General features: G+C 46.5%; 13 protein-coding genes and 2 pseudogenes. All 15 read right to left on the minus strand.

The annotated features are described in order from the left end of the window. Window positions 1–124: 124 nt before the first annotated feature. Window positions 125–580 (minus strand): annotated as a pseudogene (locus tag LRL21_RS36215) (SF0329 family protein); the annotation flags it as partial. A 186-nt stretch (window positions 581–766) separates the two neighbouring features. Beyond that, window positions 767–1,660, minus strand: coding sequence for a class I SAM-dependent methyltransferase (locus LRL21_RS36220; RefSeq protein WP_240420679.1), 894 nt, complete (start codon window positions 1,658–1,660; stop codon window positions 767–769). Between the two features lie 2 nt (window positions 1,661–1,662). Then, window positions 1,663–3,063, minus strand: coding sequence for an MDR family MFS transporter (locus LRL21_RS36225; protein ID WP_420832531.1), 1,401 nt, complete (start codon window positions 3,061–3,063; stop codon window positions 1,663–1,665). A gap of 111 nt (window positions 3,064–3,174) precedes the next feature. After that, entirely contained in the window at window positions 3,175–4,101 is a 927-nt protein-coding gene (locus tag LRL21_RS36230; protein ID WP_240420681.1) for an NAD(P)/FAD-dependent oxidoreductase, read from the minus strand. Between the two features lie 69 nt (window positions 4,102–4,170). Next, window positions 4,171–4,421 (minus strand): annotated as a pseudogene (locus tag LRL21_RS36235) (RrF2 family transcriptional regulator); the annotation flags it as partial. 262 nt (window positions 4,422–4,683) lie between these two features. Beyond that, window positions 4,684–5,256: a hypothetical protein gene (locus LRL21_RS36240; RefSeq protein ID WP_240420682.1), complete on the minus strand. Its 573-nt coding sequence runs from the start codon at window positions 5,254–5,256 to the stop codon at window positions 4,684–4,686. Window positions 5,257–5,306: 50 nt separating this feature from the next. Further along, window positions 5,307–5,432, minus strand: coding sequence for a hypothetical protein (locus LRL21_RS45900; RefSeq protein ID WP_275901082.1), 126 nt, complete (start codon window positions 5,430–5,432; stop codon window positions 5,307–5,309). Between the two features lie 24 nt (window positions 5,433–5,456). Continuing rightward, the gene (locus LRL21_RS36245) at window positions 5,457–6,263 is read right to left on the minus strand and encodes an HpcH/HpaI aldolase family protein (RefSeq protein ID WP_240420683.1); all 807 of its coding nucleotides are present in this window, start codon (window positions 6,261–6,263) and stop codon (window positions 5,457–5,459) included. 31 nt (window positions 6,264–6,294) lie between these two features. Continuing rightward, entirely contained in the window at window positions 6,295–7,077 is a 783-nt protein-coding gene (locus LRL21_RS36250) for an IclR family transcriptional regulator (RefSeq protein WP_240420684.1), read from the minus strand. A gap of 92 nt (window positions 7,078–7,169) precedes the next feature. Then, window positions 7,170–8,894, minus strand: coding sequence for a dihydroxy-acid dehydratase (locus tag LRL21_RS36255; protein WP_240420685.1), 1,725 nt, complete (start codon window positions 8,892–8,894; stop codon window positions 7,170–7,172). 5 nt (window positions 8,895–8,899) lie between these two features. Next, window positions 8,900–9,877, minus strand: a complete 978-nt coding sequence (locus tag LRL21_RS36260) for an aldose 1-epimerase (protein WP_240420686.1) — start codon at window positions 9,875–9,877, stop codon at window positions 8,900–8,902. A gap of 17 nt (window positions 9,878–9,894) precedes the next feature. Next, the gene (locus LRL21_RS36265) at window positions 9,895–11,241 is read right to left on the minus strand and encodes a family 4 glycosyl hydrolase (RefSeq protein WP_240420687.1); all 1,347 of its coding nucleotides are present in this window, start codon (window positions 11,239–11,241) and stop codon (window positions 9,895–9,897) included. A 75-nt stretch (window positions 11,242–11,316) separates the two neighbouring features. Then, window positions 11,317–12,096 carry an SDR family NAD(P)-dependent oxidoreductase gene (locus LRL21_RS36270; RefSeq protein WP_240420688.1) on the minus strand — a complete coding sequence of 260 codons (780 nt, stop codon included), beginning with the start codon at window positions 12,094–12,096 and terminating at the stop codon, window positions 11,317–11,319. A gap of 28 nt (window positions 12,097–12,124) precedes the next feature. Further along, complete coding sequence (locus LRL21_RS36275) at window positions 12,125–12,955, minus strand: carbohydrate ABC transporter permease (protein WP_240420689.1); 831 nt, start codon at window positions 12,953–12,955, stop codon at window positions 12,125–12,127. 62 nt (window positions 12,956–13,017) lie between these two features. Beyond that, a complete protein-coding gene (locus LRL21_RS36280; protein ID WP_240420690.1) occupies window positions 13,018–13,884 on the minus strand; it encodes a carbohydrate ABC transporter permease in 867 nt (288 codons plus the stop codon). Window positions 13,885–13,908: the final 24 nt, after the last annotated feature.

Here is a 13,908-nt window from a genome sequence, read left to right on the forward strand (position 1 = left end):
CTTTCATGGCCGTTGTCAGCTTTTCAATCTCTTCTTCATTTGTCACTTCGATCCCCGCCCTTTTCGGTTCATTACTATCTTTTACCCGATTAGGCGGTTCTCAATTTTATGAGTTCAATCTATATAGAATATTTAATAAGATATCATTGCTCTCTATACTTTCCTCAATAGAAATGGATAAAAACTTATTAGCTACAACGATAAAATCTGATTTACTTAATGATGACTGTGCCGCCAAAAGCTCTTTTGCATATCCTGATATTTTTCTGCCTTTTGCAATTATTTTTAGACGATCCTCCGGAACGTTCCCCTTGGTATCTTGTCTAACCATTTCAATTTCTTCATCGTTGATAGGAATTTGGATATCTGAATCATTCTTAATTTCCAACTCCGTCTGATACCATCTGATTAAGGTAGTTTTATCACTCATATTGAGTACGTTCCTCTTATCTACCGCAATATAACAAAGTCCTGCTTTATCAGGTAAATAACGGTAGCTGGTTGAACGGTATTCGACCCTTCCATGTAACGCTGGACAGAGAAAACTCTCCAGATTCTGCTTCAATTTGCTCCAGGTCATGTAAACCTCCTACGTTCTATATTATATTTACCTATTGAGGTATGTTTGATAAATGGCAATAACGCCGATTGCACCTATGCACAATCAGCGTCTACTCACCTTTTGATTTTCAGCAATTATAACATAAGCGGTCAGTTAGTTAAATGCGTTGTTCGAAAAGCTGATAGGCTCCCTCTTCTCGCAATTTTACAAATCTTCCCTCGTGTACATGCTCTGATCCTTCAATCGAATCAATACCTTGCCAAAACGTCCGCTCTGCTGGACAACCACTTTGCCGGACGGATACGTTCGGTCCAAATAGTCAGCCACCTTTTTCAAATTACGATCATCTGCAGGCTGACCTTGACTGCGGAGCCAGTTCATTATTTCCTGCAATGCTGCTTCTCTGGAGAGTTCCATCGTTTTCGTTTCTCGCGTTATCAGTGACTCATAGGAGTAGCCTTTGAGATAAAGCAAATGGAGCAAATAGCCCATTTCCATAGGTTTCTTTTTAAGTGTTGAACCGGTGACGATAGGCCAGATTTCATTAAACAGACTATACTCTGTGGAATCCGCAGGCATACTGATGTAACAAAAATTACGCGCACAACGGATAATTTTTTCTACATTACCCCAATTATAAATGACCGGACACATGGAGACAAAAACTAAATCGAAAGCATGACTCCAGCCCTTGGACTGCACGTCAATATCCTCAAAAGGTGTGGGTACAATATCTACCTTGTTTTCGGTAAATTTTGCAGTGTTTTCACCCAATAGTTCGACCAACGGAAGAGAAGACTCTACGGCGGTTACACGGGCTCCACGTTCCGCAAACGGCACTGTAAATACTCCTGAGGCAGCACCAATATCTAGCACAGAGGTGTTGTCGAATTGGACCCCTTGACCTTCAAGCCAGTTTATGATTCGTGTGGTTCGTTTCCTTCCCTCTTCATTAAATGACTGCTCGTTAAAAGACTTGGCTTTATAATCAAAAGCTTTGGCCGGTGTAATTCCGGCCTTGTTCATCTTGTTCATGATGGAATCTCCATGGTTTTTCCATTCTTGTTCCCATAACTCTTCATTAAAGAAATCGTTCATGATCATACCTCACCTTTCATTTTTGTTTCTGGGGATTTCACTTTGCGGAGGAACAAACCGAGAATAAGTGCACCAAGCGCGATGACAACGCCGACCCAGAACGCGTTATTAATGCCGTTTGCAAGCGCTTTGACTATTTCCCCAGGAGACTGGGGGTCGCTCGACCCACTCAAGTAATTTTTCTGTCCATTGGACATGATACTGATGTACAAGGCAGTGCCGATCGCACCGGCTACCTGCAACAGCGTGTTTAAGATCGCCGTACCGTGCGGATACAGCTGACGCGGCAGCTGGTTGAGTCCAGCTGTCTGTGCGGGCATCATCACCAGCGAGACACCGATCATCATCGCAATGTACACGGTGACTAGAAAACCGGTGCTTGACGCTTCGTCGAACTGGGTTAACAGCCACAACGAGAAGAACACAATGACAAGTCCGGGGATGACAAGCACACGCAGTCCGAATTTATCGAACAGCTTTCCAGCCACCGGAGCCATGATCCCGTTCACAATCCCTCCAGGAAGCAGAATCAAGCCTGATTTGAACGCCGTCAACAGCAGCACTCCCTGCATAAACAACGGCAGCATGATTGCTGTCGAGAAAAAAGTCATCATAAGCATGACGAGCAGCACTGCGACAAGCGAAAATAACGGATACCGAAATGCCCGCATATCCATGACGGGTATCTTTAATAACAGCTGCCGCCAGACGAACAATATCAAGGCAGTACCGCTCGCCACAATCGTCCAGATCACCTCCGGCTCTGACCAACCGTGTTCCCCGGCCTTGCTGAACCCATATACAATTCCACCGAAACCGATCGTCGAGAGCCCGATGGATAACAGGTCAACTCGCGGTTTCGTAATGTCCGACACATTCTTCAGAACGGCGGCTCCGACGATAATTGAGATCAGTGCCAATGGCAACACAAGATAGAACAGCCAGCGCCACGATAGCCCGTCAACGATCAAACCCGAAATGGTCGGGCCAATCGCCGGCGCAAACATAACGACGAGTCCGAACATCCCCATCGCGCCTCCCCGCTTTTCAGGAGGGTACATAACCATGATGGTGTTCATTGTAAGCGGCATCAGCATGCCGGTGCCTATTGCTTGAATAATCCGTCCGACCAGCAGCACGCCGAATTCCGGCGCAAACGCCGAGCTGACCGTACCGACTAAGAACAAGCCCATCGCGGAAAGAAACATTTGCCGGGTTGTGAACCATTGCTGCAATACCGCTGTCACCGGAACAAGCACGCCGACGACGAGCATGTAGCCGGTAGCCAGCCATTGAGCCGTCGCCGCAGACACTCCGAACGATTTCATCAGTTCGGGGAGGGCATTTCCCATTAGTGTCTCGTTTAAAGCGGCAACGAACATTCCGAGTATAAGCGCAAACATGATCGGACCTCGCTTCAGGTTTTTAAAATCGATCGTCGCTGACGCCGCGTTTGTATCCGATGTATTCATCGTTTCATCAACTCCTGACATTAAGTAATAGTAATCCGGGCCTCAAAAATGTTCATCCGTTTTCCAAGCCTCTACATTCAGTTCATTGTTTATGGTTGCGGCGGCCAATGCGCCCATAGAAGCCGCTGCAATAGCTTGATGCATTCGCGATGCTGCATCCCCGGCGCTATAGACGCCCCTAATGTTCGTTTTCCCCACGATATCGACAACAACCTTTCCCATCTCCGCAATATGGCATCCGATGGCTTTCGGTAAGTCAGATCCTATAACCAGATCTGGTTTGAAAAAAATCCCTCTGCAAGGAATCGTCGTACCGTCTTCAAGAACTACCTGCCGCACGATCCCGTCTTGGGAGTCAATATACTGAATAGGCGAGTCGAACAAAGGTACTTGATTGAGCTGGAGCTCCTCGCGTTGAGCATCCGTAAGCTCATCAGGACCGTTCGTGCAGATGGTAAAACGGTCCGTCCAGCCTGATATCAATGGAGCGAAGTGCATAAGCTCTTCTCCTTGATTAATGACGACAAGCCGCTCGTCTCTTAATTCCCAGCCATCGCAATACGGGCATACAAAGGCGCTTTGCCCATAGACCTCCGCCAGCCCAGGAATGTCCAGTGGCCGATCTCTCATTCCAACGGCAAATAACAGCTTTTTGCTTGTATAATTATGTCCCAATGCAGTCGTAATTTGAAAATGTCCATCCGTTCCCGCAATCGACAAGGCTGTATCCGCGACGAAAAACACGGAGGGATAGGCGCTAATCTCTTCCTTCGCTATTTTCCGAAATTCACTAGGACTTATTCCGTCGCGAGTTAGAAATCCGTGGGTTTCGCGAGTCACCGCGTTGCGAGGACGGCCTTCATCAATCACGGCTACAGTTTTCCTCGCCCTCCCCAGCACAAGGGCAGCGTTCAACCCTGCGGGGCCTCCGCCAATAATCACCACATCGAGATGTTGTCTTTTCGTCATTATTACCATCCTTTATAGACCTTTTATGTCCTTAATTAGAGTGCAAAAAGCAAATCACTTCTTGTTTAGCTCAATCACTTGAATCACATCAAGAAAAGTAATCTGTTCGGCCGTTCTTGCCAGCTCGTAACCGCCGTTCGCTCCCGGTACCGCACGTACGATTCCATCATGACTCAACTTGGACATGATTTTGGATAAATAGCTTTCAGAAACGCCAAGTGTCACAGATAATTCCTTGATTCCAACATTGTTGCGACGATCCGAGTGACCCAAATGAAGTAAGGCGTGTAGAGCGTAATCTGTACTTTAGAAAACTGCATGGTCCCTCCTTCCTTCCTAAATATAACGCTATTATGGACCCGCGTTATCTATAATAATCGAATCAACTTCAATTTGCAATGACTTTTTTAGTCGAAAATCTGCTATTTACCATCTTATAACGGCATGGCATCAGCGTAGCTATCACGTTTTAATTCGAAATGGAGGTTGAATAACGGTTTGCATGGGTGAAAGAACCCGGACTGTTGGGGCTTATAGTAAGAAAAACGCCAAGTCGGTGACATGCGAAGGCTTAGCGTATATTCAAGCACACACAGCCAGTCGCCGCCGTGATACCCACTGGTCTCCCATCCTTCCGATATGCTTAAATGCGATGGGGCGCGGATTGATGCTTTCCCTCCCATACGTCATAGCGAAGGCAATATCCCACTGCCGAACAGGATATTGGCACTGGAAGTTATGGCAAATATCCTCGTAGCGACGGATTGGATATTTGTCAGGAATCCTAGCTCTCAGCTCAGGCAAAGGTGTACGCTCCCATGGAGCGAATGCGATGCCGCCAAGCCATTCCGGCTCCTCGGATACCTTCGTATAAAAAGTTTCCAGCCAGTCATAAGCAAGCTCGCTTTTCATAATCTGTGGTGCCAGCCAAATCCTCGCTTGTGGATGGTATTGAAGAAGAATCTCTGCCACCTGCCCCGACCATTGAAACAGCAAGTCCGCTTCAACATCACCAGGATCCCCTCCAGGTATTAAAATGGAGTGAATATGGGGTAACTTACTAAAGATTTCTTCCCGTTCTGCGAGCTCCGCACGTATCGTTTCCAAATCGGAATAATCTTCTGCCATATTCGGATACCAAACCCACGTATCCAATCCGTAGGAGGTCAATGATCTGCGAAAGGCTTATCATCATCTGTAAGAGATCAACCTTGAGAAAGCGTAACGCTGCTTCTTTTTGCGATTTCATCGATTAACACTTCCGTTGCTTTTGCTTCCCTTTTGGAAGCGTTTTCAATCGACAAAATCACCGCTTTGGAAAGATCTAACATCTCTTAATTCATCTCCCGGTTTGTTTAAATATGGATTTTTGTTTCATTTATAGTTCCTGATCCGGAATGATCTCCCAAAGCGTCTTTAATTAATTGAATCTCCCGGGACATATTAGTGGAAAATGCTGTCATATCAGAAGCATGGATTAACAGATTCATTCCTTCTTTGGCCCAGGCAATCTCTTGGTCGACTCCGAAAAAGTAATGGATACCTGCTGCCACACCGGCTGACCTCGCTTTTTGAATAATCAGCTGAACAGCTTCCGTAAATTGAGGATGGCCGTACTGCTCAGGTATGCCAAGGCTGCACGATAGGTCATGTGGGCCAATTACTACGGCATCCAGCTCTGGTACAGCAAGAATTTCATCCAGCGCATCCAACGCGGGCTTGCTTTCTATATTGACTAGAAGAAGATTTTCTTCGTTGTATGCTTGTAGATAATCAGCCAGCAACGGCTCCGGGAATTCCTTGCCGTCCATAATATCGCGCAGCTTTTGGCCCTTCAAGGGGCGAAACTTCACTGCAGCACGTAGAGCCTGAACCTGCTCGGCCGTTTCGATATAGGGAGCAAGAATCCCGCAAGCGCCGCCATCCAATGCCATGCTGGCTTGGTAAGGATCGGGGCATGGAATGCGCACAACAGGCGCCAAATTCATGGCCCTGTAGGTACGGCACATCCATGACAGCTGCTCTCTGTCCAATGGCATATGCTCTGCATCCAGAAATACAAAATCAAGGCCTAGCTTCGCTACCTCCAACGGCCAACGTGGAGAATTCGAAATAATTAAGGTTCCGTACACTCTTTCACCGTTCTTCAAACTTTTCGCCATTTCCTTACCGTTCATTGTATAACCCCTTCCTTCACAGAAAATTAGCTTTGTGCCGGTAGCCCAGCTCCGAAGAAATAGTTGCTGCGGTTTCCTTAACTTGCCCCCCGATTCGCTCGAAGCTGTCCTCCGGCAAATCCCTGCTTAATGCAATAATGCTGATACCCCATTTAATCTGGCCGGTAAAATTGTACACCGGGGCTCCAATACAGCGGATACCTTTTTCAAACTGCTCATCCTCCGTTGAATATCCCAGCTTGCGTGCTGTACGAATATCCTCCAAAATCTGCTCAGTTGTTACATGTGATTTGTCTGTCAGCTTGACCGGCACATGCTTCTGCAGAGACAAAATAATTTCTTCATCTGTCATTCCGATCCCCAAGGCTTTACCGGCTGAGGATAAATAAAACGGTATCGCCTGACCTACATAAGTAGCAAATCTGACAAATGAATGATCTTCAATCTTGTCGATAAATATCGATTTCCCGTCAATTAAAACTGCAAGATGAGCGCTGAAGGGAGTATCTTGAATTAATCTGCGCAAATGGGGTCTTGCTATGCCGACAATATCCACATTTTTGTAATAGCCCATACCCCAATGGAAGACAGCACTGGAAAGCCGGTATTTTCCCTGATCCGTTCGTTCGATAATACCATTGTTCTCCAATGTACTGAGAATCACGAATGTAGAGGACTTAGGAAGATTTAATTGCTTGTAGATCTCATTAATACCTATTTCATGATCGGTTAGCAGGTTAAGAATCGCGATTGTTTTCTCAACAGCTGGTACCGAGTAGCTTGTTTTTTCTTCTTTCAAGGGATATTCCTCCATAGCTTGTTCTGCTTATCATCTCCTTTAACTGTAGTCTGTTTTCAACGAATTCGTCAAGTATGCCTAATTTGACGCTATCACCCTCTTCCAACGACCGGAGGCACAAAGGCGGCTTCTGTCTTGTTGTTCGGACGCAGAAAATCTAGATCACATCCCTCATGCGCCTGCAGCACATGATCGGCAAAGAGGCGTAGATAACCCCTTACGTGCCGCCGGGGTAACGGACTACTTTGCTGTAACCGGGATGTTATTTCTTCAGCAGACACATCCAGCCGAAGTGTTCCCGAGGCGATATCCAAGTCAATCCAATCTCCGTTCTGCACAACGGCAAGCGGACCCCGAACGGCCGCTTCAGGAGATACATGGAGGATAACTGTACCGTAGCTTGTGCCGCTCATCCTTGCATCGCTGATCCGCACCATGTCACGTACCCCTTGACGAAGCAGCTTTTGCGGAATCGGAATGGCTCCCCATTCTGGCATGCCTTCAGCTGCTGGCCCGCAATTACGCAGGATGAGTACCGAGTCACGGTCCACCTCCAAATCATCACGGTCAATTTGCTCCATCATCTGCTCATAACCATCAAAAACAACAGCTCTTCCCCGGTGCTTTTGCAATGCCTCACTGCTGGCCGACCTCTTCATAATGGCACCGTGCGGTGCCAGATTCCCCTTTAAGACCGCTATACCAGATTCTCTCCTGTACGGCGCCTCCAAGTCAGTGATGACGTTGCCTAATCTAACAGCAGCGGTTTTGTATTGTTCCCGGACGGTCGTACCAAGTGCAGTTAAGCAGTTATCCTCCAGCAGCGGCAATAGCCGTGAAATTACCGGGCCTAATCCTCCGGCAGCATAAAAGTCATCCATGTTATATTCACCGCTTGGCTGAAGATTAACGATTAAAGGTATATCCGCTGACAATTCTGCAAATTCATCCAAACCAATATGGATTCCCAGTCTTCCCGCTATGGCAATCAAATGAATGACTGCATTCGTCGATCCTCCAAGTGCTGCCAGCAGCTTGATTGCATTGCGGAACGCGGCTTCTGTCATCAAGCGGGAAGGAATTAATTGCTCCCGAACCATCTCCACGATCCGCTTCCCTGTCAGCTCTGCAGCATGTTTGCGCCCGGCATGGGCCGCTGGAATTGCCGCTGTGCCTGGAAGCATCATACCGAGCATTTCCGAGATGCTTTTCATCGTAGAAGCCGTGCCCATAACGGGACACCCTCCTTGCGAGCAGGATATACAAGCTTCCAGCTCCTGCAGATCTTCGTCATTGTACAAACCCGCTTTGTAATCATCCATAAACGACCATAGGTCTGTTCCATAATTAATCTTTTTCTCTCTAAAATACGAGGAAGAACGATGTCCGGCAGCCAGCTGAAGGGCAGGCAAATCGCAGCTGGCTGCACCCATTAACTGGGCTGGTGTTGTTTTATCGCATTCACACAGCAGAACAACTCCGTCCAGAGGCAGCGAACGAATCGTTTCTTCCACATCCATCGCCATCAGATTGCGGTAAGGAAGATCGGAAGGTTTCATGAAATCAGCCGGCGTACTGATCGTATGCAGCTCTACCGGGTATCCTCCCGCCAATAATACGCCTCTTTTCACAAACTCGACCAGTTCCTTATGAGGTGCATTGCAGCTATTCAAATCGTTCCAGGAATTGAATATTCCGATAATAGGCTTACCTATAAACGAAACGGGAATGTTCCCGTTGGCTCGCATCGCAGAACGATGCTGAAACCGGGTTTCCGGCGAAGGATGTTCGAACCATTGTGCACTTCGCAATTGCATGGTCATCACCCTTTTATGATCAATTTCGTTTGGAGAGTGACAGTGTCACCTGGTTGAATCACTCTGAATCCTGTAAGAGCCTCTGGCAAATCCAGATTTGGCGCATTAGTTACCCATGTATAAGGCTCAGGACACAAGTATCCCTGCTTCGAGTCGTCATTATAAACGACCCAATGTCCGAAATGGCTGTCGCACTGGTAGGTTATTTTCAAACCGACATTTTCATCCGTCAAAACAGCCTTATTCACGCCCTGTTTCGAAGCAAGGAATACATCATCCAGAGCATGACCTACCAGGCTTTTCCCCTTTTGCAGCTGCTCTTTATACGCAATATCCAGCAGATCTCCCGTAGGCAGCATCCGCTCATTCAGCTGCCATTGCGTGTCGGCGTTTAATGAAAATGTACATTTCCCCAAATCATCCCCATTGCGGAACGGAAAGCGAAACGTCGTATGGAAGCCGAAACCCCAAGGGAAGGGACGATCGTCCATGCTCGTAATGATCGCTTCTTTATATAGCACATTCGCTTCCAGGGAATACTTCATCCTCACCCGGAAGTGATGGGGGAACTGCGACCACACTTCCGGATGCGCGGTCGAATCGATTTCCGTTTGCAGCGTTGAGTTATCTGCATCCTGCCCGGAAGCGACAAGCTTCCATTTCTCCCCGTACAGCAACCCGTGGGAATGATTATGATCGAGCGGTTCATTCAGTTTAAAATGATAGACAGTTCCAAGATATGAAAAGGTTCCGTCGGCAATCCGGTTCGGCGGAAACAATACCGGAATACCGTAAAGAATGGGGTCCGAGTGATATTCTTCTGCGCTCGACGGCGTTCTCAGCAGCTCGATGTTCTTACCTTTATGCCTCAATGAAATCAAGTTGCTGCCCCAGCCGGGAACCAGAATCAGCTCCAGCAGCTCGTTGTGCAGCGAAACAGCCGGCTCACCGAAATAATCAATATGGTTAACTGATGCAAGCATGGCATACCCCGTTTCTTTTATTGCTGATAATGGCTCTTCATCGCTTCCAGTCCCGGTAATAATAAAATTTCATCGATCAAACTTCTTGCCTGGCTTTCCGTACGAGTCCATGGATCCATCAACACGAGTTTAACCAAATCATCATAGCTCCCGGTCTCATATGCAGCTAATTCCGTCTCCACAGATGCCACACGATCTCTTAAGGCATATTCGATGATTGGTTTAGGCAGCCCTTTTGTTCGTATCCCTGCAACTCCGGCCGCATTGACATAACACGGGATTTCTACCTGGAAATCAAGCGGAATACCCGGTACGAAATTTCCTTCGTTCAGCACGTTAAGAATAATAACCCGGGGAATGTCACACGCAATTGCTTCAATAAAAGGTATCATCGGTTCTCTGGAATGCTTCGGCGGGAAGCTTTCCAGCACTAGCCTGGATTCATCCTCAGCTACCTCCTGAATTCTCCGGACCTTTTCTGCGCCGTTTCTCAAATAAGCAGCGAACCATGCATCGGGATCATCCTTATACTTCTCTTGTGTTGCCCCGTCCGCATGGTGCCAGAACGGCCAAGCGCCGCCGCCGGGATTGCCGGTGTCGCCAATGGGGTAAGCGCCGAACTTTTTATACAAATCAATCGCTTTAGGTCCCATACTGTCACAATTTTTGCAAGTTTTGAAATACTCCTCCGATTGTTCTTCTATCCATTTATCCAATATTGGAAACGCATCTTTCCCTTTATACCGAAATTCGGTCAGCCATATGAAATGGTTGATGCCCGGAACCTCATAAGTAATATGCTCCGGTTCAAGTCCCAGAACAGCAGCAACGTTATAAATTCCGTTAGAACCATGGCAGAAGCCTGCCAGCTTCGCATGCGGATATTTCCGGCTTAAGTAAGTGACTCCAGCCATCACCGGATTAGCGACCAGCATATACCATGCATTCGGACTAATCTCCAGAATGTCCTTAAGAATTGATTCCATCAAGCTCAACTGCCCATAGTTAATCCAAAAACCTTCATCATGCATTACATGCAGACTTCCACCGAACCGGTAGTTATGCTTCTTGGCGATTTCCCAGCCTTGGGTAAACCGGTCATGTCCGCCAACAAGAGCTGCATTCAAGACGAAATCGGCATCACGGATCGACTCACGCCGATCGACGGTTTGCTCCAAGTTCAAGTGAATGCCTGCTTCTTTCGCGTAGCGGCGGCATAAGGAATATGCGTTGTGAAGTCGGTCCTCATCAATATCCATAAAGCTGATCGTACTTCCCTCTAAGCTTGAGGTCAGGCAAATATCACGAATTAAATTCAAAGAAAAAACAGCAGAGCCTGCACCAATGATACTGATTTTTGTCATTATTTTTCCTCCGTCTTCATCCTCATATCATTAATAATCGTATAGCTGGTAGATGTAATGCCTTATATTCATGCTCTATATGGCTGCAGATGCCGCACCGTCTATGCTCAAAACGGAGCCTGTAACCGCAGATGCTTCATCGGAAGCAAGGAATAATACCGCATATCCGATTTCCCGTGGAGTAGCCATACGACCGCTTGGCTGCTGCTGTTTAATAATGGGGTACAGCTTCTCTATCCCGCCCATGCTATCAGCCAGCTTCACATTGATATCTGTTTCCACCCATCCCGGGCAAATTGCGTTGCAACGGACCTCACGTTCGGCATAGGAAACCGCAATCTCTTTGGTTAACCCGATAATCGCCGCCTTGGATGACGTATAAGCGGTATATCCCGGCTCTGTAAGGCTCGCCATCACAGAAGATGTATTAATAATGGAACCCCGTCCCCGCTTGAGCATTTCCGGAATCGCTTTTTTACACATCAGAAACATCGCCTTTACATTGATTCTCATAACCTCGTCCCAGGTTTCCTCCGGATAATCAACAATGTCGCCGATCGGCATAATCCCTGCATTGTTAAACACGATATCCAGTCCACCAAATTCATGGATGGCCGCCTGAACAGCCCTGTCTGCTGTTTCTAATCGTGAAACGTCACCAGTAATGGTCACACAGCTGCCTTGTGCTGCACGAATTTCATTGGCAGTCATCTGCAAATTAGCTTCGTTCCAATCAACGAGCACCAGCTTGGCACCCTCTTCAGCAAATAGCAATGCAGTACCTTTACCGATACCTGATGCCGCTCCTGTTATAATCGCTACTTTACCAGCGACCCTTCCCGTTTTTTCAACCATCAATATACGTCCTTTCGTTACGCAATTTTCACTTAACAGCGCCAATCACAAGCCCTTTGCGGATATAGCCCTGTAAGCTTACATAGATTAGAATCGGCGGCAACGAGGTCAATACCAGACCAGCCAACATCAGCGGATATTCAGAGCTAAATCGTCCAAGGATGGTTGCCACGGCAACTGTCACCGTTTTCATGTTATCCGATTGCAAATAAATAAGCGGGGTCATTAGATCGTTATACCAAGAGGTGGTATTAAAAATCGACACTGTAACAATACCTGGTATGCTCATAGGAACAACAATTTTGGACATGAGCTGCCAGTAATTTGCGCCGTCTATTTTCACGGCCTCGATAATTTCGTTGGGCAGCCCCCGCATTAAGGACGTCATTAGAAAAACATTGCCCGGCACAGCGGAAACACCCCAAATGACAATAACGGATATGAAGTTATCAACCAAGCCCAAACGCGACATCAATAAGAAGTTAGGGATCACAAAAGTAATACTGGGTATCGTCATTGTGGCAATTACTGTCGTATACAACACGGTGCGGTGTGAGAAGTTAATCTTTGCAAACGCATAGGAGGCCGGTAGAGCGATACAATGTGTAAGCACAAAAGCTCCAAGCACACAAATTAACGTATTCGTAAACAGCTTCACTAAAGAAAATCGGTAAAATAAAGCCAGAAAATTATCAAAATACCACGTTTTAGGCAGTGCAGCAGGGTACTGGATAAACTCCAACGAAGTTTTCATGCTGCTAAACAGCATATACAACAGCGGATAAACCGCTATGCAAGCTAATGCAAGCAAAATGAGAAAAATGAACAAGCGGCTTATCTTTTGCCCTAAAGTATGCATAGTTACCTCCTTCAAGCTTTGCATGTGCAAGGCTTCCTGAAAAAAGCATTGGAACAAGTTAGCTAATCATTCAGCTTTTCCGATACCTTCAGCTGCACCCAGGTTATACACATGACGATAATAAACAACAACATCGAAAGCGATGAAGCATACCCCATTTTCCCGCTCTTGAAGGCCATCAAATAAATCATGTAGTCAATCGGTGTCGTTTCATAACCAGGTCCGCCTCCGGTTACCGAATATATAAGCGAGAACAGACCGATAAATACATAAATAATATTCGTTACCGTAAAATAAAAAATCGTCGGGTACAACAATGGGATTACGATACGAAAGAGCCTCTGTCCCCAATTAGCTCCATCGATTTTGGCTGATTCGAATATTTCGTTCGATATGGAAGACATTCCGGACAAAAATATTAAAGCTCCCTGTCCCAACGTCTGCCAGTAGAAGCAAAAAATTAAAATCATGAATTCGGCTGGCACGACATTCAACCAATCCACTATCCAGTGCTCCAGTCCAAAAGATTCTAGAGCAGCATTAACAACTCCCCTGGAGGAGAACATCGATTTCATCAAAAATCCGATAATAACGGACGATAGGATCGTGGGAAAGTAGTAAACGGAACGGAAAATTTTCCAGCCCGGCACCTCTTCAAACATTAAAACAGACACGACCAAGCAAATGATCAGAATACCCGGGACACTGATTAAAAAGATGAAATTGTTTCTTAACATCAGCAGCAGGTCGCCGTTGCTTAAAATTGCCCAATAATTGTTGAAGCCTATAAACCTGCTAGTAACACCATCCCAATTGGTAAAGCTGTAATAAAACGTATTCAACATCGGATAGCCTTTAAACACAGCAATGGCAAGAAAAGCTGGAATTAAGGACCAATATCCGATCAGGGATTCCCTTCGTTGATTCAACCTTATTCCCCTCCCGCATGATAG

Source organism: Paenibacillus periandrae (assembly GCF_022458865.1).
GTDB classification, from domain to species: domain Bacteria; phylum Bacillota; class Bacilli; order Paenibacillales; family NBRC-103111; genus Paenibacillus_S; species Paenibacillus_S periandrae.

What these genes read in the sequence shown, in the direction of transcription:
- LRL21_RS36220 (WP_240420679.1), bottom strand. Translation starts at nt 1,660, where the DNA reads ATGAACGATTTCTTTAATGAAGAGTTATGGGAACAAGAATGGAAAAAC.
- LRL21_RS36225 (WP_420832531.1), bottom strand. Translation starts at nt 3,063, where the DNA reads ATGTTTGCGCTTATACTCGGAATGTTCGTTGCCGCTTTAAACGAGACA.
- LRL21_RS36230 (WP_240420681.1), bottom strand. Translation starts at nt 4,101, where the DNA reads ATGACGAAAAGACAACATCTCGATGTGGTGATTATTGGCGGAGGCCCC.
- LRL21_RS45900 (WP_275901082.1), bottom strand. Translation starts at nt 5,432, where the DNA reads ATGTTAGATCTTTCCAAAGCGGTGATTTTGTCGATTGAAAACGCTTCC.
- LRL21_RS36245 (WP_240420683.1), bottom strand. Translation starts at nt 6,263, where the DNA reads ATGGCGAAAAGTTTGAAGAACGGTGAAAGAGTGTACGGAACCTTAATT.
- LRL21_RS36255 (WP_240420685.1), bottom strand. Translation starts at nt 8,894, where the DNA reads ATGCAATTGCGAAGTGCACAATGGTTCGAACATCCTTCGCCGGAAACC.
- LRL21_RS36260 (WP_240420686.1), bottom strand. Translation starts at nt 9,877, where the DNA reads ATGCTTGCATCAGTTAACCATATTGATTATTTCGGTGAGCCGGCTGTT.
- LRL21_RS36265 (WP_240420687.1), bottom strand. Translation starts at nt 11,241, where the DNA reads ATGACAAAAATCAGTATCATTGGTGCAGGCTCTGCTGTTTTTTCTTTG.
- LRL21_RS36270 (WP_240420688.1), bottom strand. Translation starts at nt 12,096, where the DNA reads ATGGTTGAAAAAACGGGAAGGGTCGCTGGTAAAGTAGCGATTATAACA.
- LRL21_RS36275 (WP_240420689.1), bottom strand. Translation starts at nt 12,955, where the DNA reads ATGCATACTTTAGGGCAAAAGATAAGCCGCTTGTTCATTTTTCTCATT.